The sequence below is a fragment of the Agrobacterium sp. LEGMi-208b genome (assembly GCF_059511785.1).
Genome location: NZ_CM183445.1, coordinates 690,984 through 715,593 on the forward strand (window position 1 = coordinate 690,984; position 24,610 = coordinate 715,593).

At 61.6% G+C, this 24,610-nt stretch carries 30 protein-coding genes; 14 read left to right on the forward strand and 16 right to left on the reverse strand.

Going from position 1 to position 24,610, the window contains the following annotated elements; genetic code table 11:
- Positions 1–6: 6 nt before the first annotated feature.
- Positions 7–330, reverse strand: a complete 324-nt coding sequence (locus AC5YUO_RS03475; protein WP_496154261.1) for a hypothetical protein — start codon at positions 328–330, stop codon at positions 7–9.
- On the opposite strand from AC5YUO_RS03475, the gene tam reads away from it, so the two are divergent.
- From tam to AC5YUO_RS03500, 5 genes are all read left to right on the forward strand, one after another.
- Positions 329–1,099 (forward strand): trans-aconitate 2-methyltransferase, encoded by a 771-nt coding sequence (gene tam / locus AC5YUO_RS03480; protein WP_496154262.1) that lies wholly within the window; start codon positions 329–331, stop codon positions 1,097–1,099. The genes AC5YUO_RS03475 and tam overlap by 2 nt on opposite strands.
- Positions 1,100–1,381: 282 nt before the next feature.
- Complete coding sequence (locus tag AC5YUO_RS03485) at positions 1,382–2,011, forward strand: class I SAM-dependent methyltransferase (protein WP_496154263.1); 630 nt, start codon at positions 1,382–1,384, stop codon at positions 2,009–2,011.
- Positions 2,012–2,023: 12 nt separating this feature from the next.
- Positions 2,024–2,626 (forward strand): DedA family protein, encoded by a 603-nt coding sequence (locus AC5YUO_RS03490; RefSeq protein WP_496154264.1) that lies wholly within the window; start codon positions 2,024–2,026, stop codon positions 2,624–2,626.
- Positions 2,627–2,836: 210 nt separating this feature from the next.
- A complete protein-coding gene (locus AC5YUO_RS03495) occupies positions 2,837–3,511 on the forward strand; it encodes a response regulator transcription factor (protein ID WP_496154265.1) in 675 nt (224 codons plus the stop codon).
- Positions 3,508–4,866, forward strand: a complete 1,359-nt coding sequence (locus AC5YUO_RS03500) for a sensor histidine kinase (RefSeq protein WP_496154266.1) — start codon at positions 3,508–3,510, stop codon at positions 4,864–4,866. Before AC5YUO_RS03495 ends, AC5YUO_RS03500 begins: the two co-directional genes overlap by 4 nt.
- 145 nt (positions 4,867–5,011) lie before the next feature.
- Here the strand turns inward: AC5YUO_RS03500 and AC5YUO_RS03505 are convergent, their stop codons facing one another.
- Positions 5,012–5,380 (reverse strand): VOC family protein, encoded by a 369-nt coding sequence (locus tag AC5YUO_RS03505; RefSeq protein WP_496154267.1) that lies wholly within the window; start codon positions 5,378–5,380, stop codon positions 5,012–5,014.
- 48 nt (positions 5,381–5,428) lie between these two features.
- Positions 5,429–6,136: a helix-turn-helix transcriptional regulator gene (locus AC5YUO_RS03510; protein ID WP_496154268.1), complete on the reverse strand. Its 708-nt coding sequence runs from the start codon at positions 6,134–6,136 to the stop codon at positions 5,429–5,431.
- 189 nt (positions 6,137–6,325) lie between these two features.
- Here AC5YUO_RS03510 and AC5YUO_RS03515 point away from each other — a divergent pair, with 189 nt between their 5' ends.
- Both AC5YUO_RS03515 and AC5YUO_RS03520 read left to right on the forward strand, forming a co-directional pair.
- Positions 6,326–7,252: a bestrophin family protein gene (locus tag AC5YUO_RS03515; RefSeq protein ID WP_496154269.1), complete on the forward strand. Its 927-nt coding sequence runs from the start codon at positions 6,326–6,328 to the stop codon at positions 7,250–7,252.
- Between the two features lie 111 nt (positions 7,253–7,363).
- Positions 7,364–8,191 carry an aldo/keto reductase gene (locus AC5YUO_RS03520; protein ID WP_496154270.1) on the forward strand — a complete coding sequence of 276 codons (828 nt, stop codon included), beginning with the start codon at positions 7,364–7,366 and terminating at the stop codon, positions 8,189–8,191.
- A 24-nt stretch (positions 8,192–8,215) separates the two neighbouring features.
- Here AC5YUO_RS03520 and AC5YUO_RS03525 read toward each other — a convergent pair whose 3' ends face one another.
- The 3 genes from AC5YUO_RS03525 to AC5YUO_RS03535 all read right to left on the reverse strand — a co-directional run bounded on the left by AC5YUO_RS03525 (position 8,216) and on the right by AC5YUO_RS03535 (position 10,834).
- Positions 8,216–8,827 (reverse strand): LysE family translocator, encoded by a 612-nt coding sequence (locus AC5YUO_RS03525; protein WP_496154271.1) that lies wholly within the window; start codon positions 8,825–8,827, stop codon positions 8,216–8,218.
- Between the two features lie 369 nt (positions 8,828–9,196).
- On the reverse strand, positions 9,197–10,003 hold the full coding sequence (locus AC5YUO_RS03530) for an AraC family transcriptional regulator (protein WP_496154272.1): 807 nt from the start codon (positions 10,001–10,003) through the stop codon (positions 9,197–9,199).
- 72 nt (positions 10,004–10,075) lie between these two features.
- The gene (locus tag AC5YUO_RS03535) at positions 10,076–10,834 is read right to left on the reverse strand and encodes an SDR family oxidoreductase (RefSeq protein ID WP_496154273.1); all 759 of its coding nucleotides are present in this window, start codon (positions 10,832–10,834) and stop codon (positions 10,076–10,078) included.
- Between the two features lie 103 nt (positions 10,835–10,937).
- On the opposite strand from AC5YUO_RS03535, the gene AC5YUO_RS03540 reads away from it, so the two are divergent.
- The gene (locus AC5YUO_RS03540; RefSeq protein WP_496154274.1) at positions 10,938–11,369 is read left to right on the forward strand and encodes a winged helix-turn-helix transcriptional regulator; all 432 of its coding nucleotides are present in this window, start codon (positions 10,938–10,940) and stop codon (positions 11,367–11,369) included.
- Between the two features lie 256 nt (positions 11,370–11,625).
- Here AC5YUO_RS03540 and AC5YUO_RS03545 read toward each other — a convergent pair whose 3' ends face one another.
- Positions 11,626–12,021 carry a hypothetical protein gene (locus AC5YUO_RS03545; protein WP_400820051.1) on the reverse strand — a complete coding sequence of 132 codons (396 nt, stop codon included), beginning with the start codon at positions 12,019–12,021 and terminating at the stop codon, positions 11,626–11,628.
- Between the two features lie 313 nt (positions 12,022–12,334).
- On the opposite strand from AC5YUO_RS03545, the gene AC5YUO_RS03550 reads away from it, so the two are divergent.
- A complete protein-coding gene (locus AC5YUO_RS03550; protein ID WP_496154275.1) occupies positions 12,335–13,906 on the forward strand; it encodes a helicase HerA-like C-terminal domain-containing protein in 1,572 nt (523 codons plus the stop codon).
- Positions 13,907–13,961: 55 nt separating this feature from the next.
- Here the strand turns inward: AC5YUO_RS03550 and AC5YUO_RS03555 are convergent, their stop codons facing one another.
- Together AC5YUO_RS03555 and AC5YUO_RS03560 are read right to left on the reverse strand one after the other, a co-directional pair.
- A complete protein-coding gene (locus tag AC5YUO_RS03555; RefSeq protein WP_496154276.1) occupies positions 13,962–14,312 on the reverse strand; it encodes an Atu4866 domain-containing protein in 351 nt (116 codons plus the stop codon).
- A gap of 13 nt (positions 14,313–14,325) precedes the next feature.
- The gene (locus AC5YUO_RS03560) at positions 14,326–15,048 is read right to left on the reverse strand and encodes an SDR family oxidoreductase (RefSeq protein ID WP_496154277.1); all 723 of its coding nucleotides are present in this window, start codon (positions 15,046–15,048) and stop codon (positions 14,326–14,328) included.
- A gap of 123 nt (positions 15,049–15,171) precedes the next feature.
- On the opposite strand from AC5YUO_RS03560, the gene AC5YUO_RS03565 reads away from it, so the two are divergent.
- On the forward strand, positions 15,172–16,068 hold the full coding sequence (locus tag AC5YUO_RS03565) for a LysR family transcriptional regulator (protein ID WP_496154278.1): 897 nt from the start codon (positions 15,172–15,174) through the stop codon (positions 16,066–16,068).
- 87 nt (positions 16,069–16,155) lie between these two features.
- On the opposite strand, the gene AC5YUO_RS03570 is transcribed toward AC5YUO_RS03565, so the two are convergent.
- From AC5YUO_RS03570 to AC5YUO_RS03580, 3 genes are all read right to left on the reverse strand, one after another.
- Positions 16,156–16,935, reverse strand: coding sequence for a VOC family protein (locus tag AC5YUO_RS03570; protein ID WP_496154279.1), 780 nt, complete (start codon positions 16,933–16,935; stop codon positions 16,156–16,158).
- A 95-nt stretch (positions 16,936–17,030) separates the two neighbouring features.
- Positions 17,031–17,525, reverse strand: a complete 495-nt coding sequence (locus AC5YUO_RS03575; RefSeq protein ID WP_400820066.1) for a DUF1579 domain-containing protein — start codon at positions 17,523–17,525, stop codon at positions 17,031–17,033.
- A 27-nt stretch (positions 17,526–17,552) separates the two neighbouring features.
- Positions 17,553–18,281 carry a DUF899 domain-containing protein gene (locus AC5YUO_RS03580; protein ID WP_496154280.1) on the reverse strand — a complete coding sequence of 243 codons (729 nt, stop codon included), beginning with the start codon at positions 18,279–18,281 and terminating at the stop codon, positions 17,553–17,555.
- A 149-nt stretch (positions 18,282–18,430) separates the two neighbouring features.
- Between AC5YUO_RS03580 and AC5YUO_RS03585 the strand changes: the two genes are divergently transcribed.
- From AC5YUO_RS03585 to AC5YUO_RS03595, 3 genes are all read left to right on the forward strand, one after another.
- On the forward strand, positions 18,431–18,877 hold the full coding sequence (locus AC5YUO_RS03585) for a MarR family winged helix-turn-helix transcriptional regulator (protein WP_400820070.1): 447 nt from the start codon (positions 18,431–18,433) through the stop codon (positions 18,875–18,877).
- A gap of 93 nt (positions 18,878–18,970) precedes the next feature.
- On the forward strand, positions 18,971–19,393 hold the full coding sequence (locus AC5YUO_RS03590) for a YciI family protein (RefSeq protein ID WP_400820072.1): 423 nt from the start codon (positions 18,971–18,973) through the stop codon (positions 19,391–19,393).
- A gap of 423 nt (positions 19,394–19,816) precedes the next feature.
- Positions 19,817–21,331, forward strand: coding sequence for an ABC-F family ATP-binding cassette domain-containing protein (locus AC5YUO_RS03595; RefSeq protein ID WP_496154281.1), 1,515 nt, complete (start codon positions 19,817–19,819; stop codon positions 21,329–21,331).
- Between the two features lie 24 nt (positions 21,332–21,355).
- Here AC5YUO_RS03595 and AC5YUO_RS03600 read toward each other — a convergent pair whose 3' ends face one another.
- From AC5YUO_RS03600 to AC5YUO_RS03610, 3 genes are all read right to left on the reverse strand, one after another.
- Positions 21,356–22,117 (reverse strand): RES family NAD+ phosphorylase, encoded by a 762-nt coding sequence (locus tag AC5YUO_RS03600; RefSeq protein ID WP_496154282.1) that lies wholly within the window; start codon positions 22,115–22,117, stop codon positions 21,356–21,358.
- A complete protein-coding gene (locus tag AC5YUO_RS03605; RefSeq protein WP_269344386.1) occupies positions 22,077–22,460 on the reverse strand; it encodes an MbcA/ParS/Xre antitoxin family protein in 384 nt (127 codons plus the stop codon). The genes AC5YUO_RS03600 and AC5YUO_RS03605 overlap by 41 nt, the downstream gene beginning before the upstream one ends.
- 107 nt (positions 22,461–22,567) lie before the next feature.
- Entirely contained in the window at positions 22,568–22,990 is a 423-nt protein-coding gene (locus AC5YUO_RS03610) for an organic hydroperoxide resistance protein (protein ID WP_003509379.1), read from the reverse strand.
- A gap of 192 nt (positions 22,991–23,182) precedes the next feature.
- Between AC5YUO_RS03610 and AC5YUO_RS03615 the strand changes: the two genes are divergently transcribed.
- Positions 23,183–23,641, forward strand: coding sequence for a MarR family winged helix-turn-helix transcriptional regulator (locus tag AC5YUO_RS03615; RefSeq protein WP_496154283.1), 459 nt, complete (start codon positions 23,183–23,185; stop codon positions 23,639–23,641).
- A 177-nt stretch (positions 23,642–23,818) separates the two neighbouring features.
- Here the strand turns inward: AC5YUO_RS03615 and AC5YUO_RS03620 are convergent, their stop codons facing one another.
- Positions 23,819–24,544 (reverse strand): L,D-transpeptidase, encoded by a 726-nt coding sequence (locus AC5YUO_RS03620; protein WP_003509381.1) that lies wholly within the window; start codon positions 24,542–24,544, stop codon positions 23,819–23,821.
- Positions 24,545–24,610: the final 66 nt, after the last annotated feature.

Consider the following 24,610-nt stretch of genomic DNA (forward strand, 5'->3'; position numbering starts at 1 on the left):
CCTGTCTCAAGCGTTTCCGTTCGGTAAAAACGCTCCGTCTTTTTGTTCTGATGCATTGCCGGGAGAGGAACGCCGCGCGTCCTGACCGGGCATGTGCTGGAAATCGGCCGGAGTGAATGCCTCTCCCCTGACGAGGTCAAGTTTTAATTGCCGCGATTTCTGATTTTGATGGAAAATAACAAAGCGACGGCCCCGCAAGCACGTTTTATGAGGTGAAACAAAAGGTTGATGAATAGATTCATCACAATAATTCATGCATCTGACGATGGCGGCGTGATTTCGCCCATGCGATGCTGGCGATCTGACGGCAGTTTGCAGGAGGAAAACCATGGCATGGTCCGCCCAACAATATCTGAAATTCGAAGACGAGCGGACGCGTCCCGCACGGGATCTCTTGGCGCAGGTGCCGCTGGAGCGCGTGCTGAACGGCTATGACCTCGGCTGCGGCCCCGGCAATTCCACCGAGCTTCTGACCGACCGTTATGGCGTCAATGTCATTACCGGCATCGACAGCGATGACGACATGCTGGAAAAGGCGGCGGACAGGCTGCCGACCACGCGCTTCGCCAAGGCCGATCTTTCCCGGTGGAAGCCGGCGCAGAAGGCAGACCTGCTTTACGCCAATGCCGTTTTCCAGTGGGTGCCGGATCATCTCGCCGTTCTTTCGCAGCTGATGGACCAGCTGGAAAGCGGCGGCGTTCTGGCCGTGCAGATGCCCGACAATCTGGAGGAGCCAACGCACCGCGCCATGGAGGAGACGGGAGCGAACGGTATCTGGAAGGACACGTTTGCAGATGGCAGGCTGCGCCGGAAACCCCTGCCCGCACCGTCGGACTATTTCGACGCGCTGGCACCGAAATCCGCCCGTGTGGATGTGTGGCACACCATCTACAATCATCCGATGAAGGATGCGGACAGCATTGTCGAATGGGTGAAAGGCACGGGGTTGCGCCCCTATCTGACCGCCGCCGGTGAGGAAAACCGCGACGCCTTCCTCGCCGATTATACGCAACGCATCAAGGCGGCCTATCCGCCCATGGCGGACGGCCGGTTGCTGCTGCGCTTTCCGCGGCTTTTCGTGGTGGCGGTGAAGAAGTAGCGCCCTGGTTCGTGCCCGCATCGTCGGTGACGCGGAGTCCCTTCTGAACCTGCTACGGAACGGAGGCGGCGCTGGCGCGGCGAAGGGCAGGGTTTTCGACCCGTTTCATCATGACAGATTACCTCAATCCAGACGTGGGAAAGAACCGGGTGATCGGTCTATCCAGGTGAGGACCATGCGCCCCACCGGACCGATCACGCAATCGTTCAAGCGGAGCGATTGCCAGCTCTCACGATCTGGATGGTTCGAAAATGTTATCGATAATATGCACGAGGCCGACGAATGTCGGCGCTTCCGCACCCTTCACGGGCAAGCGAGGCTGCCATGGTGGCCGCTGACGCATTCGCCTTTCTGCGGGCATGGATCAAGAATCCCCTTCGCGTTGCGGCCGTCGCACCGTCCGGCAGCGCCGTGGCTGCCCTGATGACCCGCAATGTCACACCCGGCACCGGACAGGTTCTCGAACTTGGCGCGGGAACCGGTCCCTTCACCAGAGCCCTGCTGGCGCGCGGCGTGCCCGAACATAATATCACGCTGGTCGAATATGATCCGATTTTCGCCCGCCTGCTCGGGCGCCGCTTTCCCTTGGCGCGCGTGCTGCACATGGATGCCGCCGAACTGGCGAAGACGGGCCTGTTTTCCGACACCAAGGTCGGAGCGGTGATCAGCGGATTGGGCATTTTGACCATGCCGCCGGACAAGGCGACGGCCATTCTCGACAGCGCTTTTGCCTGCATGGTGCCCGGCGGGGCATTTTATCAGATCACCTATGGCCCGCGTTGCCCGGTGCCGCGCCGCATTCTCGACCGGCTGGATCTGGAGGCGGTGCGGTGCGGCTGGACGATGCGCAATCTGCCGCCGGCTTCGGTCTACCGGATCAGCCGCAGCGTCGATCCTTCCCCCTGCCGGTGACGGGAGCCTGTCATGGAAATGTCTCCCGCAATCGCCACGATGCTGAGTTTCGGCATCGTCGGCATGGTTTTTCTGGCTGTGGCGGAAAAATTCGTCCCCGTCTTTCCCTCCTATGTGCTGCTGATGCTGCTCGGCATGACCGCGACGGACGGCTTTAACCTCGCGGCCATCGTGGCGGCCACCGTGGTCGGCTCGGCGCTCGGTTCGCTGGTCTGGTACGGGCTTGGGCGCAGGCTAGGGCATCGCCGCGTCGAGGCGCTGGTGTCGCGCTATGGCCGCTTCGTCTTTTTGCCGCCGCCTTTGTATCGGCGGCTGGTGGAGGCCTATCGGCGCAATCAGTTCTGGGTCACGCTTGTCGGCCATACCATCCCGACCGTCCGCGTCTATCTCGGCCTGCCCGCCGGCGTCTTCAGGCTCGAGATATGGCATTTCACGCTCGCCGCCCTGATCGGTAGCCTGTTGTGGAACGCGCCCTTTTTGATCCTCGGTTTCGTGCTGCATGGCAGCGGCCGCGATCCGGTCTGGCTCGGGCTTGCGGTCGCGGTCGTCCTGATCGGCGCTGAATTTTCCGTCCTGCGGGTCGTGCGCCGGATGCGACGCGGCGCGGGACATTGACGCACCGGCGGAAAACCCATCCGTGGACCCGGACGGGTTTTCCGCCGCGTGGCGATGGATGCAAGGTTGATGTAATGAAGGGGGCATAGAGCATTTCCGAGGCAAGACTGTGAAGCGGTTTTCCGTTCGGAAATGCGGAAAAGCAAAGATCCATGCCCATGCCGGCGGGCCCCGAACGGCTTTGCGCTTACGGACGACAGGGAAAGGCAGATGCGCATATTGCTGGTGGAGGACGAGCCGGAAATGGCGTCGGCTCTATGTTCGGCCCTGGTGCGCCACGACATGGTCGTCGATCACGTGTCCGACATCGCCAGCGCGCGGGATGTCTTAAGCGACCGCGTCCATGACGTTCTGCTGCTTGACCGCCAATTGCCCGATGGCGACGGCCTGTCGCTGATCGCGGGCTTACGGGCCCGTGGCAACCCGCTGCCGGTGCTGGTGCTCACCGCCCGCGGCGATCTTGCCGACCGGGTTGCCGGGCTGGAGGACGGCGCCGACGATTATCTCGGCAAGCCCTTTGCTTTCGAGGAATTGCTGGCGCGGCTGCGCGTGCTGCTGCGCCGCCCCACCACCTTGCAGGCGCGTGTGGTGCGGGTCGGCCGGCTCAGCTTCGATTTCACCCATCAGGAGGCCACCGTCGCCGGCAAGCGTCTGGAAATGCCGCGGCGCGAGCTTTTGGTGCTGGAAGCCCTGGTGCGCCGCACCGGCCGCATGGTTTTACGCTCCTTCCTGATGGAGGCCGTGTTCGGCCTTGATGACGAGATCCAGTCCAACGCGCTCGACACCCATGTGTCGCGGCTGCGGCGCAAGCTTGCCGAGGCCGATGCGGGGGTCATCATCAACGGCATTCGCGGTTTCGGCTATCTTCTGCGCGAGGCGGAATGACAGGCAAAACCCCTTCCCTGCGCTGGCATCTGGTCAGGCGTCTGGTCGCTTTCCAGGCCCTCATGCTTGCGATGATCGTGGTGATTCTCGGGGCCGGCGTCTGGGGGGCGACGCGCCTTGCCGGGGCTTACGAGGACAGCGCCGTCGATGTGCTCAAGGAGGCTCTGGCCGGCGGCCCCGGCCAGGGGCTTGCCCTTGCCGAGACCGCCGCCCTTGCACAGTTGCGGATGGAAGCCCCGGATCTATGGTTCGTCATCCGCGACAAACAGGGCCGGCAATTGGCCGAAGGCGTGGTTCCGCCCGCTTATGCCCCGTTCGTTTCCCATATGGCGCAGATCCAGCAGGCCCGGCTCGGCGCGGATCTGCCCGATACCGACAAGCCCGACGCCGTGCTCAAATGGGTCGACAGCGCCGCCGGCCGGGTCCAGATATTGACCGGCACCCAGGGCCAGATGTCCTGGCAGCGCCTGCTCTCCGGCGTATCGCTGAGTTCGGCGACGATCAGCGGGCCGCTGATCGTGCTGATGGGCCTCGTCACCTTGATCGTGACGCCGATCGTGGTGCGCCGTTCCTTGCGGGCACTTGGAGCGGTCGCCGCGCAGGCGCAACATATCGATATCGACAAGCGCGGCGTGCGGCTGCCGCTTGCCGGCGTTCCCGCCGAAATTCTTCCGATCGTAAAGGCTGTCAATGATGCGCTGCTGCGCCTCGATAACGGCCATGAGAAGCATCGACGTTTTCTGGCCGGCGCGGCGCATGAACTCAGAACACCGGTCGCCATTCTAACGACGCGCCTCGCTTCGCTGCCGGCCGGGGCTGAAAAGACGCGGCTGCTCGAGGATGCCAGCCGTATGGCGGTGCTGACGGGCCAGCTCCTCGATTTTCAGCGGCTCGACCAGCAGGAAAAACCGAGTGCGATGGTCGATCTCGCCGCCCTTGCCGAACGGGCCACCGTCGATCTCGCGCCCCTGGCTTTCGCCGCCGGCTATGAGGTCTCCTTCGATGCCGATGACGGGCCGATCCTGGTGGCGGGCGATCAGACCTCGCTGGAACGGGCTTTAACCAACCTCATCCAGAACGCCATCGATCACGGCGGCCATCGCGGCACCATCGGCGTGAGCGTTAAGCGCGACGGCCGCATCACGGTGCGCGACCAGGGCGACGGCATCCCCGCCGGCGAGGAGGAGCGCATTTTCGAACCGTTCCGCCGCATAGGCCAGGACGGCCGCGGCGCCGGGCTCGGCCTCAATCTCGTGCGCGAGATCGTCTCCCTGCATGGCGGCCGCATCGCCGTGACCAACAACCAGACCGGCGGCGCCTGCTTTGAAATCACCCTGCCGCTCCTGCCGAATTGACGGGCGGGCCTTTTGCCATGACCCGAGCAGCGGCCATGCCGGGCCGCTGCTCGGGAGCATCTCCGCCTTCGGATCTGCGAAAATGCTCCAGAGTGCTGTCCTGGTTCCGGACGCAAGCCGCGTCCGCTTCATACCGGCCAAGACCTTAACCCGCGAAAGCATAGACCCGGAGGCGGTGGCTGTCGGGGTCGGCGGCCGTGAAGGTATAACCGAACTCCATTTTCGCGGGCTGCTGCAGCATCGCCACACCTCTTGCCTTCCAGCCTGCGAAAGTCTCATCCACCTGCGCATCGTTTTCGACACGGAAGGCAAGCTCGCCGCCGCCGCCCGTCGCGGATGCCATTGGCTCCACGGTGTGCCGCGACCAGAGGCCGAGCTTCATGCCGTTGGCAAGGACGAAGAGGGAAAAGGTCGGGGAGGATTCGACGGGATCGACACCCAGCAGCGCCTTGTAAAACTCCGTGCTGGCCGGCGGGTTGTCGACATAGAGGATGGTGAAATCGGGGTGGGTCATGATCGTTCTCCTTTTTTGCGGATGAACGGTTTCTAGACCCGCCTGCTGTCAGTTTTTGTCAGCATGATTGCGTCGCCGCTGTTTTTCCCGCTCGCGCCATTCTTTCAGCAGCGCCTGGCGACGGCGCGGGTAACGGCTGTCGAGTAGGTGGAAGCTTTCGATACGGTCGGCCCGGAAACTGCGGAAATCCTGCCGGGTCTCGCACCATGCCAGCACCACCCGCACCAGATCGAAAAAAGCGAGCGCAAAGGGCCAGACGACCCGCTCCGTCAGGTCTCCCTTCTCATCGCGATAGGTCATCGCCACCTTGCTCTCCCGCCTGATGGTCTCGCGAATGGCGGCCAGATCGACATGCATGGCGGCAAGCCCCTGCCCCGGACCAACCAGCAGGGTGGAATTATCGAGTTCTTCGCGCAGCGCATCGGGCAGAACGGCGGCGATCTTGACGAGTGCGGCGCGCGCGGCCTCCGCCAGCCCGGCATCGGCGCGGCCCGCCACCCAGCGCGAGCCCAGCACCAGCGCCTCGATTTCCTGCTGCGAAAACATCAGCGGCGGCAGAAGGAAGCCGGGGCGCAGCACATAACCCACACCGGCCTCGCCCTCGATATCCGCGCCCTGCGCCTGCAGCGTCGCTATATCGCGGTAGAGCGTGCGCAGGCTGACGCCGGTCTGCCCGGCAAGGGCCGCGCCGCTGACCGGCATGCGGTGGGAGCGCAGGATCTGCAGGAGATCGAGAAGCCGTTGTGAGCGTGACACGCGAGATTTCCTTCCATCCGCATCGTCGGATCATACCGGTCAGTTTTCCCGGTATCCCGAGGGGTAACCCCGCCCGCCGCCGGGCGCAACCGTGCAAAAAAGGGTGGACAAGCCCGAGCCGCCATCATGTAGATAGGGGCCGGGATCTTCGCATCCTCGCCACCATCCCAGGCCTTTCGGGTTTTCCCCATGATCGTTCGTTCAAAACCGAACCTGCTGCAGCTTTTCTTCATTGTGCGCGGCTCCATCATCGTCCGCATCTTTCCGCAGGTGCTTGCCGTTTTTGTGCTGTCGACGCTGGTCGTCTGGGCGCACAAGGACCGGCCCGATCTGGTGCCGGCGCTGAACGGTGCGCCGTTTTCGCTACTCGGCATCGCGCTTTCGGTGTTCCTCGGCTTTCGCGCCAATGCCTGTTACGACCGCTGGTGGGAAGCCCGCAAGCAATGGGGCGCGCTGATTACCGTGGCCCGCACGCTGGCGCGCCAGAGCGCGCTGCTCGAGAACCGGCAGGATGTGGCCGAACCGGTGGCGCGCCGGCGGGTGATCGATCTCGCCATCGCCTTCTGCCACGCGCTGGTCTTGCATCTGCGCCCCGGTGAGGCGACCGCCACCGCAACCCGCCTCATCCCGGACGATCTCGCCGCGACCTATGCCCGCAGCCGCAACCGGCCGGACATGCTGCTGCGCGAAATCTCCGGTGCTTTCATCGCCGCCAACGCCAAAGGGCAGATCAGCGATATCCAGCTGCAGATGCTGGACGCCGCCGTGCAGCAGATGGCGGCCGCGCAGGCTTCGTGCGAGCGCATCCGCCACACGCCGGTTCCCTTCGGTTATTCGCTGCTGCTGCACCGCACCGCGCATCTTTTCTGCCTTCTCCTGCCGTTCGGTTTTACCGATCTGCTCGGCTGGGCGACGCCATTTACCAGCACGCTCGTCGCCTATACGTTTTTCGGTCTCGATGCGCTGTCCGACGAGCTGGAGGAACCCTTCGGCAGCGGCGTCAATGCCCTGCCGATCAATGCCCTCGCCACCACCATCGAGATCAATCTGCGCGAGGCGATGGGCGAGACCGATCTGCCCGAAGACCCGCGCCCGGTGGATTATGTGCTGATGTGATATCGTTCCCGCACGGTTGAAACCGATCGCACCGACAGCAGTTAAAGAAAGACGGCTTCCCCATCCGGCCTCTTCCGCCGGCCATGTTTTCAGCAAACAGGAGAGACAACCATGTACGACGTCAGCGCGAATGGTGCGAATATTCCCGCCCTCGGTTTCGGCACCTTCCGCATAGAGGAAGACGATATCAGGCGCATTCTGCCGGAAGCGCTGAAACTCGGTTTCCGCCATGTCGATACGGCCCAGATCTACAAGAACGAGGGCGCCGTCGGTGAGGTCATCGCGCAATCGGGCATTTCCCGGCACGATATCTTTCTCACCACCAAGGTCTGGGTGGACCGCTATCGTCACGACGATTTTCTCGCCTCCGTCGATGAAAGCCTTGCGAAACTGAAGACCGACTATGTCGACCTGCTGCTCTTGCACTGGCCGCAAAGCGATGTACCGCTTGCCGAGCGCATGGGCGCACTGAACGCAGTGTGCAAGGCCGGCAAGGCCCGCAATATCGGCATTTCCAACTTCAACGTGGCGCTGACCGAAGAAGCGGTGAAACTCTCCGACACGCCGCTTGCCACCAACCAGATCGAATATCACCCCTATCTCGACCAGACGAAGGTGATTTCAGCCGCACGCAGGCACGGCATGTCCGTTACCGCCTATTATCTGATGGCGAATGGCGAGGTGCCGAACGATCCCGTGCTGAAGGATATCGGCGCGAAACACGGCAAGACCGCCGCGCAGGTGACCCTGCGCTGGGCGGTGCAGCAACCGGATATCGTGGCGCTTTCCAAGACGGCGACGGAAAGCCGGCTCAAGGAGAATTTCGACATTTTCGATTTTGCGCTCTCGGGAGACGAAATGCGGGCGATCCACGCCCTTGCCAGGCCGAATGGCCGCATCGTCAATCCCGGCCACCTCGCACCCGACTGGGACGACTGAGGCGGCCGGCTATCGGCTCTGGTCTCACCGCTCGGTCAGGGCCAGTTTCGCACCCAGCGCCACGAAAGCGGCGGCGAAGCCGCGCCTCAGCCAGGCGAGAACCGCAGGACGCGACACGACCTGCCGCCGGACCGAGGCGGCAAAACAGCCGTAAAGCGCAAAGACCAGAAATGTCATGGCCATGAAGATCAGCCCGAGCTCGATCATGCGGCCTGTCGGCGAAAGCTCGCCCGGTGCGATGAACTGCGGCAGGAAGGCGAAAAAGAAGATCGACAGTTTCGGGTTCAGCAGATTGATGAGGATCGCCTCGCCGATGACGCGGGTGGCTTTTTGTGGTTGCCTCGTCTCATCGATTTTCAGTGCACCATTCTCCCGCAGCGTGTTCCACGCCATGTAGAGGAGATAGGCGACCCCCAGATATTTGACGACGCTGAAGGCCAGCGCACTGGTGTGCAGGATGGCGGCAAGCCCGGTGATGGCGGCCAGAAGATGCGGCACGATGCCGAGGGTGCAGCCGAAAGCCGCGATGACGCTCGCCCTCGCCCCCTGCGAAAGGCCGGCGGCCAGTGTGTAGACCACGCCGGTTCCGGGAGAGGCGGCGACGATGAAGGATGTGATGAGGAATTCGGGTGTCATGGTGCGGGTCTGTCCTCTTGGGGTGGAGGACGGGAGCATGATGATGCGGGGGGTGGGTGTCTTGGATGAAATTGCAGGGTTGATGCTCGGGGGCCAGTGCCGAAGTGGCAGGCTACGGTGCCGGCCTAGTCCGGTCCCGTCCGGTTCCGTTCATTCCAGCTCACTCCACTCCCCCTCATTCCTGTGCTTGTCACAGGAATCCAGTCGACGCGCGTCTGTGCGGCGGGAAGGACTCTTTTCAGCCCAAGGACTTGGGCTGGCTGGATTCCTGTGACAAGCACAGGAATGAGGGTGGAGAGGTGCGTCCTGCGCTCCCCCGGAACACCAAGGCTGCCGGATAAGGCCGTTCCCCTTTTGCGGCAACCTATCTTACGAAAATGCCGCCCGATAAACCGCCGGGGTCACACCGAATTGGCGTACGAAGAACCGGTTTAGATGGCTCTGGTCGGCAAAACCGGCGGTGAAGGCCGCCTCGGCGGGCGGTGTGCCGCCAGCCAGGGCGTGGCGCGCCAGATGCACGCGACGCTGGAGAAGATAGCTGTGCGGCGTGAGCCCCGTCGCCTTGGCGAAGGCCCGCAGGAAGCGGAACTGGCTCATGCCGGCTTCGCTCGCCAGATCGATGAGGCGGAACGGCCGGGCGGGGTCGTCATCGATGCTGGTTTTCGCCCGCCTTATTTGGTCGGGCGCAGCCATGACAGGTGGGTTGGCCACCGTCTCCATGGCATCCGCCAGAAGCATCAGCAGGGTCTCGTCGCCATGCAGCGTTTCCCCTCGCCGTTCTTTCGCCGTCATCGCTGAAAAAACGGCGTTGAACCGCTGCACCAGCGGTCTTGTGTCGACGGGATAGGCGAATTCAAAAGAGCCGTGGTCCTTCTCACGGACATCAGCAATCGCATCCCGGACGATCTCGATGTCGAGATAGAGCATCCGCCAGGCGCGACCGCCCTCTCCGAGCGGAATGCCGTCATGCACCTCGCCCGGATTGACGGTAATGACATGGCCCGCGCCGGCCTCCACCATGCCGCGGCCGGAAAGCGATTTCTGTGCGCCGCGATGGATGAGACCGATGCCGAACTGGTCATGCATGTGGCGCGGGAAGGAACGGTCGCTGTCCGCCACCACGGCGGCGACGCCGGGCAGAACGGTTTTCGGCATCAGGAACTGGGCTTGGCCCATGAAAGCGCGCACTCCGCGGATAAGAGCGCGACGCTATCACAGTATGTCCGGTCGCGACAGACGCAGCCCCGTTTACGGATGCATATGGTTGATCATGGCAAAGACCTGATCGAAATTGCCGTTCTGCGCGGCGAAACGCAAAGGCTTGCAGCGTTCCACCACCACTTCCTTCTCATCCGGGCGGTTCTTGAGAATATCCATCACCTCGGAAATGAAGGCATCGAGCGGCATGGCTCTTTCATCATTGGCCTGCCCCTCGCCCATCAGCGTCGTCTGCACATAGGGCGGCACGATCTCGATGACCTCAACCGGCGTCTCCTTCAATTGCTCGCGCAGGGTGACGGAATAGGCGTGAATGGCCGATTTGGTGGCGCTGTAGGTAGGGGTCAGCACCATGGGCACGAAAGCGAGACCGGAGGAAACCGTCAGCACGGTGGCGGCGGGTTGCTTGAGGAAATGCGGTAAAAGCGCCGCCGTCAGGCGAATGGGTGCGAGGAGATTGGTGGCGATGGTTTCTTCGGCCGTGTCCAGATAGTCAGGCGCGGCGGCGATATCTTCCGGCCGCATGATGCCGGCATTGTTAATGACGGCGTTGAGGCTCGGATGGGCCTTCACCAGAGCTTCGGCGAAAGCACGGATGCCCGCGGCATCGGTCGCGTCCATCACCATCGAAGCCATGCCGGGATTGGCTGCCGTCACCTCGTCCAGCACGCTCTGGCGGCGGCCGGAAATGATGACACTGTTGCCGGCCTGATGAAACGCTTCCGCCAGCGCCCGGCCGATGCCGGAACCGCCACCGGTGATGAGAATGGTATTGCCCGAGATTTTCATGGGAGCATCCTTTGCTTGTTGGCTGAAAGGAAGTTAGCTATGATACTCTCCAATCGAAAGTAGGCACCCAAAAGATTTATACTTACCCAATGGAGAGTGTAAGATGAAACGGCACGCGGCCGATCCGGCCATCGAGAACCGGCGCAAGGTTCCGCCACCCACGGAGACCGATCCGGTAATAGAGGCGCTGGTTCAGGATATCATCGCCAAGGTGGCGGACAAATGGACGATGCTCATTCTGGAAGTGCTGGAAGAGCACGGCACGCAACGCTTCACGCAGATCGGCAAACAGGTGGGCAACATCAGCCAGAAGATGCTGACGAAAACGCTGCGGCAGATGGAAAGCGACGGGCTGGTGCGGCGCACCGTGCACCCCGTCATTCCGCCGCATGTGGATTACGGCCTGACGAACCTCGGCCGGACGCTCGGCAGTGCGTTCTGCGGCGTGTGGATCTGGGCGGAAACGCACCATGCCGAAATAGAAGAGGCGCGGCGGCGGTTCAATGAACAGCCGCCGCGCCCTGCTATTGAGTAAATGCCTTAGTGCGTAAAGCGCACCGCTTCACACGGCACAAAGGGTGGGTGTGCCAGCGCTTCCCTCTCACCCTCATTCCTGTTCCCCGGAACAAGCCCGAGGATGTCACAGGAATCCAGTCGACGCGCGTCTGCGCGGCGGGAAGAGTCCTTTCAGCCCAAGGACTTGGGCTGGCTGGATCCCTGTGACGAGCACAGGGATGAGGGAGTGCTAGGCCCTGTGGCAGGGACCACTACGCACCCTTTGCCGGCGCGCCTCAAGCGAACTGGCTGAGGCCCGGCACCGAGGCGATCACCTGATCGACAACCTCATCGCCCGCATGCTGACGGGCAACGGCGATGGTTTCCTTGGCGAGCGTGGAAATCTCGCTCATGCCGAGGCCCTGGCTCATCAGCTGCTGGCCCAGCCCCATGATGCCGCCGCCGCCGAGCGCGCTCATCAGGCCGCCGAGCAGACCGCCGCCGCCACCGGTGCCTTCGCCATTATACTGGGCAACCAGATCGCTGGCGCCGGGAATGGCTTCGATCATCCGGGCGATCGGGCCGTCTTCCGCCTCACGCTGGAGAAAACCGAGAATCATGCCAATGGCCTTTTCAGCCAGTTCAGGGTCGATCCCCGCCTTTACGGCGATCTGATCCACGACTTCGTTCATTCTTGCCTCCTGTTGAAAAACGACGCCAACATCGAATAACTGACGTTAACGTCAACGTAAAACAATCTCATGCCGCATTCAAGCGGCCATGAATGGCGCGGCAACTTTCATCAAGCGGTTTTTCTTCATCGCCATCAAGCAGTTGTTGCGCCTTGAAACTGTCCTTATAAGATCATCACAACCAAACTATGAAAAGGCCGCTTTCGCGAGGAACGGTCAAAGCATGCCAGCTACGCTTTAATTCGGACATGACTTTCTGCAAAATCCGCCGCGATTTTAAGGGTCATGCATCAGCCGCAGGAGAAAATGGTCGATGTTGCAGGACGGACAGCTCTATATCGGGACCAGCCGCAACCCGGATGACAGCCTGAACAAGGGCGAATATCTGGAACTGAAATTCGGCAACCGCCACGGCCTCATCACCGGCGCGACCGGCACGGGCAAGACCGTGACGCTGCAGGTTCTCGCCGAAGGTTTCTCCAAGGCCGGCGTGCCGGTCTTCTGCGCCGATATCAAGGGCGACCTTTCCGGCATCGCGGCGCAGGGCGAAGCGAAAGACTGGGTGCAGAAACGCGCCGAACAGATCGGTTTCACCGATTTTGCCTATGGCAAATCGCCCGTCATCTTCTGGGATCTCTACGGTGAAAAAGGCCATCGCGTGCGCGCCACCATCGCCGAGATGGGGCCGCTGCTGCTTGCCCGGCTGATGGATGCCTCGGAAGCCCAGGAAGGCGTGCTCAACATCGCCTTCAAGATCGCCGATCAGGGCGGGCTGCCGCTGCTCGATCTCAAAGACCTGCAATCGCTCCTGAACTACATGGGCGAAAACGCGACCGAGCTTTCCAACCAGTTCGGCCTGATTTCCAAGTCCTCGGTGGGTTCGCTGCAGCGTGGGCTGCTGGTTCTCGAACAGCAGGGTGCCGCCAATTTCTTCGGCGAACCGGCGCTGAAGATCGCCGACATCATGCGTGTGGGCACGGATGGGGTTGGCACGATTTCGGTTCTCGCCGCCGACCGGCTGATGATGAACCCGCGCCTTTACGCCACCTTCCTGCTCTGGATGCTTTCCGAACTCTTCGAGGAATTGCCGGAAGTGGGCGATCCGGAAAAGCCGCGTCTGGTGTTCTTCTTCGACGAAGCGCACCTGCTGTTCAACGATGCGCCGCGCGTGCTGGTGGAACGCGTGGAACAGGTGGTGCGGTTGATCCGCTCCAAGGGCGTGGGCGTCTATTTCGTGACGCAGAACCCGCTCGATGTGCCGGAAACCGTTCTCGCCCAGCTCGGCAACCGCGTGCAGCACGCGCTTCGCGCCTATACGCCGCGCGAGCAGAAGGCGGTGCGCACCGCAGCCGACACTTTCCGCCAGAACCCGGCCTTCAACACCGCCGACACCATCACCACGCTCGGCACCGGTGAAGCGCTGATTTCCACCCTGCACGATAAGGGCGCGCCTTCCATCGTCGAGCGCACGCTGGTGCGCCCGCCATCGGGCCGCGTCGGGCCGCTCACCGATGCGGAACGCAAGTCTTTGATCGATGTAAGCCCCGTCGCCGGGCAATATGACAAGGATATCGACCGGGAATCGGCCTTCGAAATCCTTACCGCCCGCGCCCAGAAGGCTGCCGATGCGGAGGCCGCCAGACGTGCGGAGGAAGAAAACGCCAAAAACCAGTCCGACAACGCCGCCGGCCGCTGGCGTCTGCCCGGCTTTGGTGACGACGAACCCGCCCAGACCAACAATGGTTCGCGCAATGGCGGCGCGCGCAAGACCGGATACCAGCGCGAAACGGTGATCGAGGCGGCGATGAAAAGTGCTGCCCGCTCGGTTGCCACCTCGGTCGGCCGCGCCATCGTGCGCGGGATCCTGGGTAGTTTGAAACGATAGAACAGATACGCCGCCCGCCCTCGATGGGGCGGGCGGCGCTTTATTGGCGTCACGGTTACTTCTGGCGATAGAAGATCATGCCGCCGTGATAAAGCACATCGTCGATGAATTCGCCGTCGGCGGTGAAGCCCGTATCGTCCCAATAGTCGATATGGTTTCCCTTCACCTCATACCGCCCCTGATAGGCGCTTTTGCGGTTGCCACGCGCCTCGTCATAGCGGCCATTGGGCAGAAGTTCCTGACGAATATGGCCATCGCCGGTGACCCACATGCCGATATAGGGGTGGCTCCGGGTTTGAGCCGTTTCGGTCATATTCACGTCCATGGCGTTGCTCGCCTTGCGGGAGCCCGTATCGGCGGAAGCCGTTGCGAGCAGAAGCGCAACCGATGTCGAAACAATGTTCATTTCCCGATCCTCCTTATGCAGCGGTGGGTCGGACGACGATTTCGTTGACGTCCACATCGTCGGGCTGCTCGATGGCGTAACGCACCGCGCGGCCGATGGCGTCGGGCTTCAGGGCGATGGCCCGGTAGCTCTGCATCAGTTCCGCGGCCGCCGGATCGGTGATGGTGTGGGCAAGTTCGCTTTCCACCACGCCGGGATGGATGCAGGTGACGCGCAGGTCGCGGTTTTCCTGCCGCAGCCCGTCCGAAATGGCGCGCACCGCAAATTTCGTCGCGCAATAGACGGCAGCCGTCGGCGAAACGGCAAGCGCACCGATGGACGCGATGTTGATGATATGGCCCGAAGCGCGGGCGGTCATCTCGGGCAGAACGGCGGCGACGCCATAAAGCACGCCCTTGATGTTGACGTCGATCATGCGGTCCCATTCATCGACCTTCAGGGACGACATCAGCGATAGCGGCATGATACCGGCATTGTTGACGATGACGTCGACCTGTCCGAAAGCCTTGCGCCCGGCCTCCGCAAAAGCTGCGACGCTCTGTCTTTCCGTAACATTCAGCGGCTGGATGACGACCTCGGCGCCCTTCCCGCGCAATTCTTCGGCAAGCGCCTGCAAGCGGTCCATGCGGCGCGCGCCCAGCACCAGCTTCGCCCCGGCACTCGCGAGCTCCCTTGCGATGCCCTCACCGATCCCGCTCGATGCACCCGTAATGAGAACGACTTTGTTCAATGTCATGGCTTTCTCCTTGGTGTGACGGCTAAGCTTTTTCTGGAAGCGGCCGTTGCGGACAAGATAAAGCTTGGGCATTGTCGTGATAACCGCCTCAATCTTAACCTCAGTGGGTAGAATTTCTAACCAATGAACATCGACCTCAACGCGCTTTCGACATTCTGCATGGTTGCCGAGGAACGCAACTTCCGGGCCGTGGCGGACAGGCTCGGCGTAACCCGCTCAGCCGTCAGCCAGGCCATCCGCAAGCTTGAAGAAACGATGGGCATAGCGCTCGTACAGCGCACGACACGCAGCGTCAGCCTGACGGAAGCGGGACAGCAGCTTTATGCGGATGTGTCGCCATCCATCGGCAACCTCGTTCAGGCGGCAAATGCCGCTTCCTCCCTGAGCGGCGCCGTGCGCGGGCAATTGCGGCTTGCGGTTTCCTCGATAGCCGAGCGTTTTTTATCCGGGCCATTGCTTGCAGGCTTTGCGGAAATACATCCGGAGGTGCAGCTCGATATCGTCGTGACGGATGAGGAATTCGATATCGTCGCCGAGCACTACGATGCCGGCGTGCGTCTTGGAGAACTGATCGCGCAGGATATGATTGCCGTTCCGGTTTCCGCTCCGCAGCGGCAGCTCGCCGTCTGTTCCCCGCACTATCGGGACCGCTTCGGCCTGCCGGCGCAGCCCCGCGAGTTGATCCATCACCGCTGCATCGGCTGGCGGCCCCGACCGGGCGTCGCGCCATACAGGTGGGAGTTTGCCGAAAACGGTCGCGAATTTGCGGTGGCGGTGGAGCCGGACTTCACCACCAACGACATGCAGCTGATGATCAAGCTGGCCTGCGCCGGTGCCGGCATCACATTCGGCATGGAAGAGACGTTCCGCCCTCATCTGGAAAGCGGAGAACTCGTTTCGATGCTGGAAGACTATTCCCCGAGTTTTGCGGGATTTTATCTCTATTATCCGAGCCGTCGCAATCTGGCGCCAAAGCTGCGCGCCTTTATCGATCACGTCCGCCTGTCGAGAGAGCGGTGATCTGCCGGAGCGGGCTCCGGCAGATGGCAGATGGCAGATGGCAGATGGCAGATGGCAGATGGCAGATGGCAGATGAAGCAAAAAGGGCTATTTCTTCTGCGATACCAGCGAGAAATAGGCGCCCTGCGGATCGACGCAGTTGACGATCCAGCTTTCGCCGGGCACTTCCATCGGCCCGTTGACGACCTTGCCGCCGCCGGTGCTGACACGGGTGATCGCATCATCGATGCCGTCGACATTGAAGTAATAACCCCAGTGACAGACCGGTACCTGCGGCATGCGTTTCATCATGCCGCCGACGGCCTTGCCCTTATGGGCGAAGATGCGGTACGGGCCCATCTCGCCCATGTCGAAATCATGGTCCTTGGTCCAGCCGAAGACATCGCCGTAAAAGGCCATTGCCTCATCGACATTGTCGGTGAAGAGTTCGTACCAGCCGACATGACCCTGCTTTTCCTGCGTATCCTCCGGGAAACCGCCGGTTTCCATCGGCTGCGGGGTCATGATGCAGATTACCGCGCCGAAGGGATCGGCGACCACGGCAAAACGGCCGATTTCGGGAATATCCTGCGGCGGGCGTCTGATTGCGCCGCCCTTTTCAGCGAAAAGTTTCGCCGTCGCGTCGACATCGTCGACATCGACATAGGCGGTCCAGTTCGGGGGAATGCCCTGGCCCTTGTGTTCGTCCGTCAGTTCCATGACGCCGCCCATGCCTTTGCCATCGGCCTCCAGCACCAGATAGGGCATTTCCGGCGAGCCGAAATCCTTGGTCTGCCAGCCGACGACATGACCATAAAAGCGGGCCGCCGCCTCCATGTCGGGCGTCATCAATTCGACCCAGATGAATTTTCCATGTGTATCGGACATTGTCGTCTCCTCTGGAGATTGGGTGCGTGTGGTTCGGTTAAGTGCCCGCCGCAGGACGCGGCGGCGCTTGTCGTGCAGGCAGAACCCGGCGCGGCTTATGCCTTGCGCCGGAACTCCGATGTCATGAAGGTCTTGAAGGTGCCGTCCGGCTGCTTGACGCTGCCGGAAAAGCTGCGGTGGTTGTCGTCATGCAGCACCAGCACGTCATGATAGGTGGCGGTGCCTCCGGAACCGTCAAAGGCCGGGCCTTCCGCTTCCAGCGTCAGGGTCTTGCCGTCCTCTTCCAGCCAGCCCTTGTAGACCCAGAGATTGGTCATCATCGAGCCTACCCAGGTGCCGACGAAATTGCCCTTGGCGGGGTCGAAGCCGACCGTGATCACGGCCGTCATATCCGTGCCATCGGGCATCTTGCCGCTGCCGTTGCCGACGATCCACAAACCGCCGATGGAGCGGACGCTCTCGGTGTATTGCTGCGACGGGTCGTCGGCATTGTAGTCCTCATGCCCGGAACTGGAGGTCATGACCCAGTCTCCGACGATCCTGTTCAGGAACGCGTGTTCCTTCTGCGGCTTGGCGATTTCCATTTCCATTTTTGTTTCCTCCTCGTCTGTCAATTTTCAGTGGCAGCAGGATGCAACCTTCGGCGCGTCCTCATACTGGTCGTGGCGCCGCACCCAATCCATTACCTCCTCTTCGTTACGGCCTTTTGGCACCAGATCGAGCAGCATCAACGTGCCGAGCGTCTGCTCCGCGCCGCGGGCATAGGTGGAATAGGTGTGATAGATCTTGCCGTCGTCGCCCTTGGCGAAAACACTGATGCCGTGCAGGTCCTTCAGATCGCCCCAGGGCGCCATGTCACGGTAATTATAGGTGATTTCGCCTTTGGCCATGTCCTCGTCGCGGAACGAGGCCTGATAGTCATAGTTGAAATCGGTTCCCTCGACTGAGACCCACGGGAATTTCCAGCCCATGCGTTTTTTATAGCCTTCGATCTTTTCAAGCGGCGCGCGCGAAACCGCGACAAAACCCGCATCGCCATGTTTGAGGTGGACCAGCGCGCCATCGACATGATCGGCGAAGAAGGAGCAACCGACGCAGCCCTCCTCCCAGTCCGGTGCCAGCATGAAGTGATAAACGATGAGCTGGCTGCAATCGCCGAACAGTTCCTTCAGCGATCTGGGACCGGAGGGCGCGTCGAAGATATAATCCTTCGTCACCTCCTCCCAGGGCAATGCGCGCCGGGCCTCGTTCAGCCTGTCACGGGCGCGGGTCAGTTCCTTTTCCTTCACCAGCAGATCGCGGCGGGCCGCAAGCCACTCCTCCTTCGAAACGACGGGATGAGACATGATCTTTCCTCCTTGGATCCGTCTTTCACCGCGGCACCGCTCCGCTTTACCGGTGGGCACCGCCTATTTCTGTGCTGAAAGTCAATAAACAGTCTGCGGAGCATCAAGTTCCGCTTGACTAATTAGGTTGATATCAACATATTTATCCCATGTCAAACGCCAGCGTGATTCCTTTTTCGACAACTCTTTTCGTGCGGGACGCCTGTCTCTGCCTGCATGCGCAGCGTGCGGCGCGGGCTTTGGCGCGGCTATTCGACAATGCGCTGAAACCCATCGGCATCAACAATGGGCAATTTTCGTTGCTGATGTCGCTCAACCGGCCGGAGCCGCCGCCGATGGGGCCGGTCGCCCATCTTCTGGCCATGGACCGCACGACGCTGACGGCGGCGCTGAAGCCGTTGGAGCGGCGCGGGCTGGTCAGCATCGAGCAGGACCCGAAGGACAAACGCGGCAAGCGGTTGCGGCTGACGGCCGATGGCATGGCCGTTCTCGCTGCCGCCTTTCCCATCTGGCAGGAGACGCACGCCGAAGTCGAAGCGCGTATCGGCAGCGGCGACCCCGACCGGCTGCGCCGCGATCTCATCGACCTCGGCTGACGGGATAGCGCCACTTTTATCGGTAAGAATGTCATCCGGCCGTCGCGCCGGGGAGCGAAACTACGAAGAAAGCGCAATCAAGGAGGAATGATCATGCGTGCAATCGTTTTTGTAAAAGCCACCAAAAGCAGCGAAGATGGCGTAATGCCCACGACCGAACTCATGGAGGCCATGGGAAAATTCAACGAGGAACTGGTCAATGCCGGCATCATGCAGTCCGGCGACGGCCTGCACCCCTCCTCCAAGGGCAAGAGGGTTGTTTTCGACGGCGACAGCCGCACCGTCGTCGACGGCCCCTTCCCCCACACCAACGAGCTGGTCGCCGGTTTCTGGATCTGGAACGTTAAGGACATGGACGAGGCCGTGGAATGGGTGAAGCGCTGCCCGAACCCGATGCTGGAGAAAAGCGAGATCGAAATCCGCCCGATGTTCGAAATGGAGGATTTCGGCGATGCGGTGACGCCTGAAATCGCCGCGCATGTCGAAGAACTGCGCGCGCGTGTGGGCAAGCAGTAGCCCCTCCGACCGAGGCAGAACCCTATTGAATCGATAGGGTGCTGCTTTCGTCGCCTCCCCATCCCCAGGGAAGGCATTCGCCGCCCACCTCTCCACGCATTCCAGCCCTGCATCCCCCATCAAAGCGGGTTGCCACGAACAGCCGCCGCTGGTAATGCTCAGAGCAGTTCAACACGTTTCATGAAAGGAGGCTTCGCATGGATATTTCCTGCTTCTGGCGCAATCGTCAGCTCTGCCACCTTTTTGCCCTGCGGACACGTTTGCAGGGCTGACCGGAACACCCACACTCTGGTTTGCCTAAAAGGCCGCGCAGGACGCAGTTTGTCTGCCATTGCGCATATTTTCACGACGGATCACCGCGAACCGAAACCGGTCCTGCACGCGCAGACAACGGTTCGGGTCCGTCCTGCCAGAGACGACTTCATGACCATCATCACGCTTCGAAACCTCGGAATCATTCTGGGTAAGCCGCTTTTCTCCAATCTCAGCCTCACCGTGAATGCGGGAGACCGCATCGGCATCGTTGCGGCCAATGGCTGCGGCAAATCCACCCTGCTCAACTGCCTTGCCGGTGAGATGGACCCCACCAGCGGCGACCTGACCCGGCTGCGCGGGCTGACGCAGTCCATCGTCCATCAAAACCTGCCTTCCGCGCTGATGGACCACACGATGCGGGACGCCGTGCTTTCCGCCCTGCCGGAAGACACGATCGACAGCGAAAGCTGGCGCGCCGACATCATCTTCGACGCCATGCTGGTGCCCGAACCCTTCCGCGAGCGCCGCCTGAAGGAACTGAGCGGCGGCTGGCAGAGGCTTGCCATGCTGGCCAAGGCCTGGATCACCGAACCTGACGTGCTGCTGCTCGACGAGCCAACCAACCATCTCGACCTCGAAAAGATCAATGTGCTGGAAAGCTGGCTCGGTGAATTGCCGCGCGATACGGCCGTCATCATCGTCAGCCATGACCGCGCCTTTCTCGACAACGTCACCCGGACGACGCTGTTCCTGCGGCCGGAAAACTCGGCGCTGTTCCGCCTTCCCTATGGCCATGCGCGCGCGGCGCTGGAGGAGGAGGATGCCGCCGATGAGCGGCGTTTCCAGCGCGACATGAAAACCGCGCAGCAATTGCGCCGGCAGGCGGCCAAACTCAACAATATCGGCATCAATTCCGGCAGCGATCTCCTGACCATCAAGACCAAGCAATTGCGTGAGCGTGCGGAAAAAATCGAGGATAAAGCGCGGCCCGCCCATATCGAGCGATCCGCCGGCAAGATCCAGCTCGCCAATCGCGGCACCCATGCCAAGGTTCTGGTCACGCTGGAGGACGTGCCGGTCTCGACGCCGGATGGAACAGTGCTGTTTCGCACCGGCCGGCAATTTATCCGCCAGGGCGACCGTATCGTCATTCTCGGCCGTAATGGCGTCGGCAAGACGCGGCTGATGTCGCTGCTGCAGGCGGCGGTGACGGGTGCCGGCCAGATACAGGACGGCATAAAGGCGACGCCATCGCTGGTGGCCGGTTATGTCGACCAGTCGCTGGCCGAAATCGACGATGACAGCACGCCGGCGGCGCTGCTGTCGCGCCGTTTCGACATTGGCGACCAGCGCATCCACGGCCTGCTCGCCGGCGCCGGCATCGACATGGAAATGCAGAAACGCCGCATCGCGAAGTTGTCCGGCGGGCAGAAGGCGCGGCTTGCCATGCTGGCGCTGCGGCTGGCGGAGCCGAATTTCTACCTGCTGGACGAACCCACCAACCATCTTGATATAGACGGCCAGGAAACGCTGGAGGCGGAAATCATCAGCCGTGAGGCCAGCTGCGTGCTTGTCTCGCACGACCGGAGTTTCGTGCGGACGGTCGGAACCCGCTTCTGGCTGATCGAAAAGCGCAAGCTGGTGGAAGTCGACGATCCCGAAGCGTTTTTCGCCTCGGCATGATGCTCCCCGACAAATGACGCCTCGTCAGCCGAGCAGGCTGGCGAGGCGTGGATCGCCGGCGAAATCCGAGACCGCGAAACCGGTTCTGCGCATCGGAAATTCGCACAATGCCTGCACGCCCGTCTTCGACAGGCGGATGCGCCAGCTCATGCGTTCCACCGGTGCTTTTTCGGCAAAGGCTTTGGGAGAGAGGATCGCGATGTTGAGGCCAGCGGCGGGATCGCGCACCGAGCGGTAGAGGATCGCCTCCACCTTCGCCAGACGTGCCTGCTCGGCCAGCGCCTGGCATGGCTCGTAATTCGTGAGATCGGTCCAGAGCGCCTCGTCGCGGTTCAGTTTGGGTTGCGTGAGGTCAAGCGCCGCATCGGTGGCGATACGGGCGGCAAAGGCGGAATAATCGGCGGGATTGGCCGGCAGCGGCGTGCCGGGGGATTCGGCATAAAACAGCAGCCGGTAAAAGGCCATTTCGGCGAGCGCCGTTTCCACCTTCGCGGCGGCATAATAGACGCCTTCGGTATAGCCCGCGCGGCGGAAACGCGAGCCATGCGGATAAGCGGCGCCATATCGGAAGGGCGTGGCCAGAAGATAATCGAAACCGGCGCAATCAGGCGGAAACGGCCTCTTGCTCGTCTCAAGAATATCTTCCAGCAGCGATTGCTCCTCCACCGTATCCACCAGTTTCATGGTGGAAACCTGATGCTGCGCTTCCACCAGCCGCCAGTATTTTCCCGATGCGGCACGTTTTTCAGACAGGAGCGCGTCGGGCGTCCAGATAGGAGAGGACATCGATCAATCCGGTAATGGTGGTGAGCCTTTCGGCAGGCACGGCATCAAGCGCCGTATTGTGATTGCGCAGCCAGTTTTTGGCCACCGCCTCGTCGCCGCCGGTAATCGCATCCAGCGAGCGGAAAACCCGGATCAGCAGCACCGCAAGCTCGAAGGACTTGGCGCCCGGCTCCAAAAGGAAATCGAGCCGCTTCATGCGCGAGACCGTTGGCGCGGAGACACCCAGAATATCGGCCGTGCGGGCAGCGTTCAGGCCCAGCCGCTCGGCGGCGGCGATGACGGCCTTGGTGACGACCCTGCCCTGCGATGCGGGATCCATGGCGGTCTTGGCGTGAATATTCATGGCGCGTATCCTTTCCTTGGAAAGAATATAGCATTTTTCTTTCTGAAAACAAGAAGGCCGGGATGAACCCGGCCCCAAGAGTGACGATCCAGCGCTTAGCCGCTTTATCAGGCCACCGAGACCGGCACTTCCGTGGAGGTGCGCATGGCGTGGCTATAGGGGCAGACGATGTGTGCGGCCGCAACCAGCTTTTCGGCGACTTCGCGCTCGACACCCGGAATATTGGCCTTCAGCGACACTTCGATGCCGAAACCGCCGCCGTCTTCGCGCGGGCCGATGCCGACCGTTGCCGTCACAGTGGTGTCTTCAGGAATCTTTACCTTTTCCTTGCCGGCGACGAATTTCAACGCACCAAGGAAGCAGGCGGAATAACCGGCCGCGAAAAGCTGTTCCGGATTGGTGCCACGGGCGCCATCGCCGCCCAGTTCCTTCGGAACGGTAAGCGTGACGTCGAGAACGCCGTCTTCCGACTTGGCGTTGCCGGCGCGGCCACCGGTGGCGGATGCTTTGGTCGTGTAGAGAATGGGCATGGCATTTACTCCTTCGGGTTGGTGTTGAGCATCTTATAACGCACAATTAAATTGTGCGCAATATAGTTTTGCACATTGAATGAAGATTTGTTTTTTGCGATAATTTTCACGAAATTTCGCCGCGCATCCATGTGGCAGGAACCGAAAGCGGGGGCTGATTGTTCCCTCCCCGGTTGATTTTGGAGCAGGAAAATGGACGCAGAGGGCAACGAGAAGACAATGGAAAGCCTGCTGAGGCTGGACCAGCAGATATGTTTTGCCCTTTATGGTGCGGCGCATGCCTTCACACGCGCCTATAAACCGCTGCTGGACCCGATCGGGCTGACCTATCCGCAATATCTGGTCATGATGGCGCTGTGGGAAAAGGAGACATCCACCGTCAAGGCGCTCGGCGAAATGCTGGGGCTCGATTCGGGCACGCTGTCGCCGCTTCTCAAGAGGCTGGAGCATGCCGGGCTGATCACCCGTAAACGCGGCACGGTGGATGAGCGGCAGGTGCTGGTGGCGCTGACGAAAAAAGGGGCCGACCTTAAAAAAGAAGGCGTGAAAATCATGGCGGCAATCGGCAATGCCACCGGCTGCGGTCTGGAGGAGCTGGTCCAGATTCGCGACCGGGTGAATGCGCTGAAGGACAGTCTCAGCCGCCCCTAATCCTCCGGCAAATCACAAGGGCTGATAATCTCTCTTCCGTCATGCTCGGGCCTGTCCCGAGCATCTGCTACATCGATTTAACGCGACGTGATTAGATCCTCGGGACGAGCCCGAGGATGGAAGCAGGCTTCCTTAAAGGCGGCACAAGACCGCCTTTTTATAGAGAAGCGCTTGGGATTACTGCCACACCACCACACGCGCCTTCTGCGGCACGCGGTCGTAGAGGTCGATGACGTCCTGGTTCATCAGGCGCACGCAGCCGGAGGAAACGGCCTTGCCGATGGAGTTCCATTCCGGCGAGCCATGCAGGCGGTAAAGCGTGTCCTTGCCGTTCTGGAAGATATAAAGCGCGCGCGCACCGAGCGGGTTCTTCAGGCCCGGCGGCATGCCGCCGTTCTTGGAGGAATATTTGACCAGCTCCGGCTGGCGGGCGACCATTTCGTCCGGCGGCGTCCATTTCGGCCACTTCTGCCGCCACTGGATGACACCTTCGCCCGACCAGGCGAAACCATCACGGCCGATGCCGACGCCGTACCGCATGGCGCTGCCGCCCTGCTCCACGACGTAAAGGAAACGCGAGCGCGTATCGACGACGACGGTGCCGGGACGCTCGCCGGTCGGGTCGACAACCCGCTGGCGGTAATAACGGCGGTCGATTTTCTGATAGGGCACGGCGGGAATGACGTAACCGCCATCCTCGACCGAACCGTACATGACGGCCAGTTCCGCATCGCTGACGCCCGGCGAGAACATCTGCCGGAAATCGCTGCCGATGGCGCTTGCCTGCTGGCGGATGGCGTCTCCCGTGCCCGAGGAGGCACAGCCTGCGAGAAGCGAAGCGGAAGAGAGGCCGAGGAGGGAAAGGAAGGTGCGTCTGGAAAGATCTGTGTCGGTGCTTGTCATAAGGCCGGTTTGTCCCACATTTCGAACGGCTATATCGCCGTTGTACGTCATTTGTTCCGTGTCATG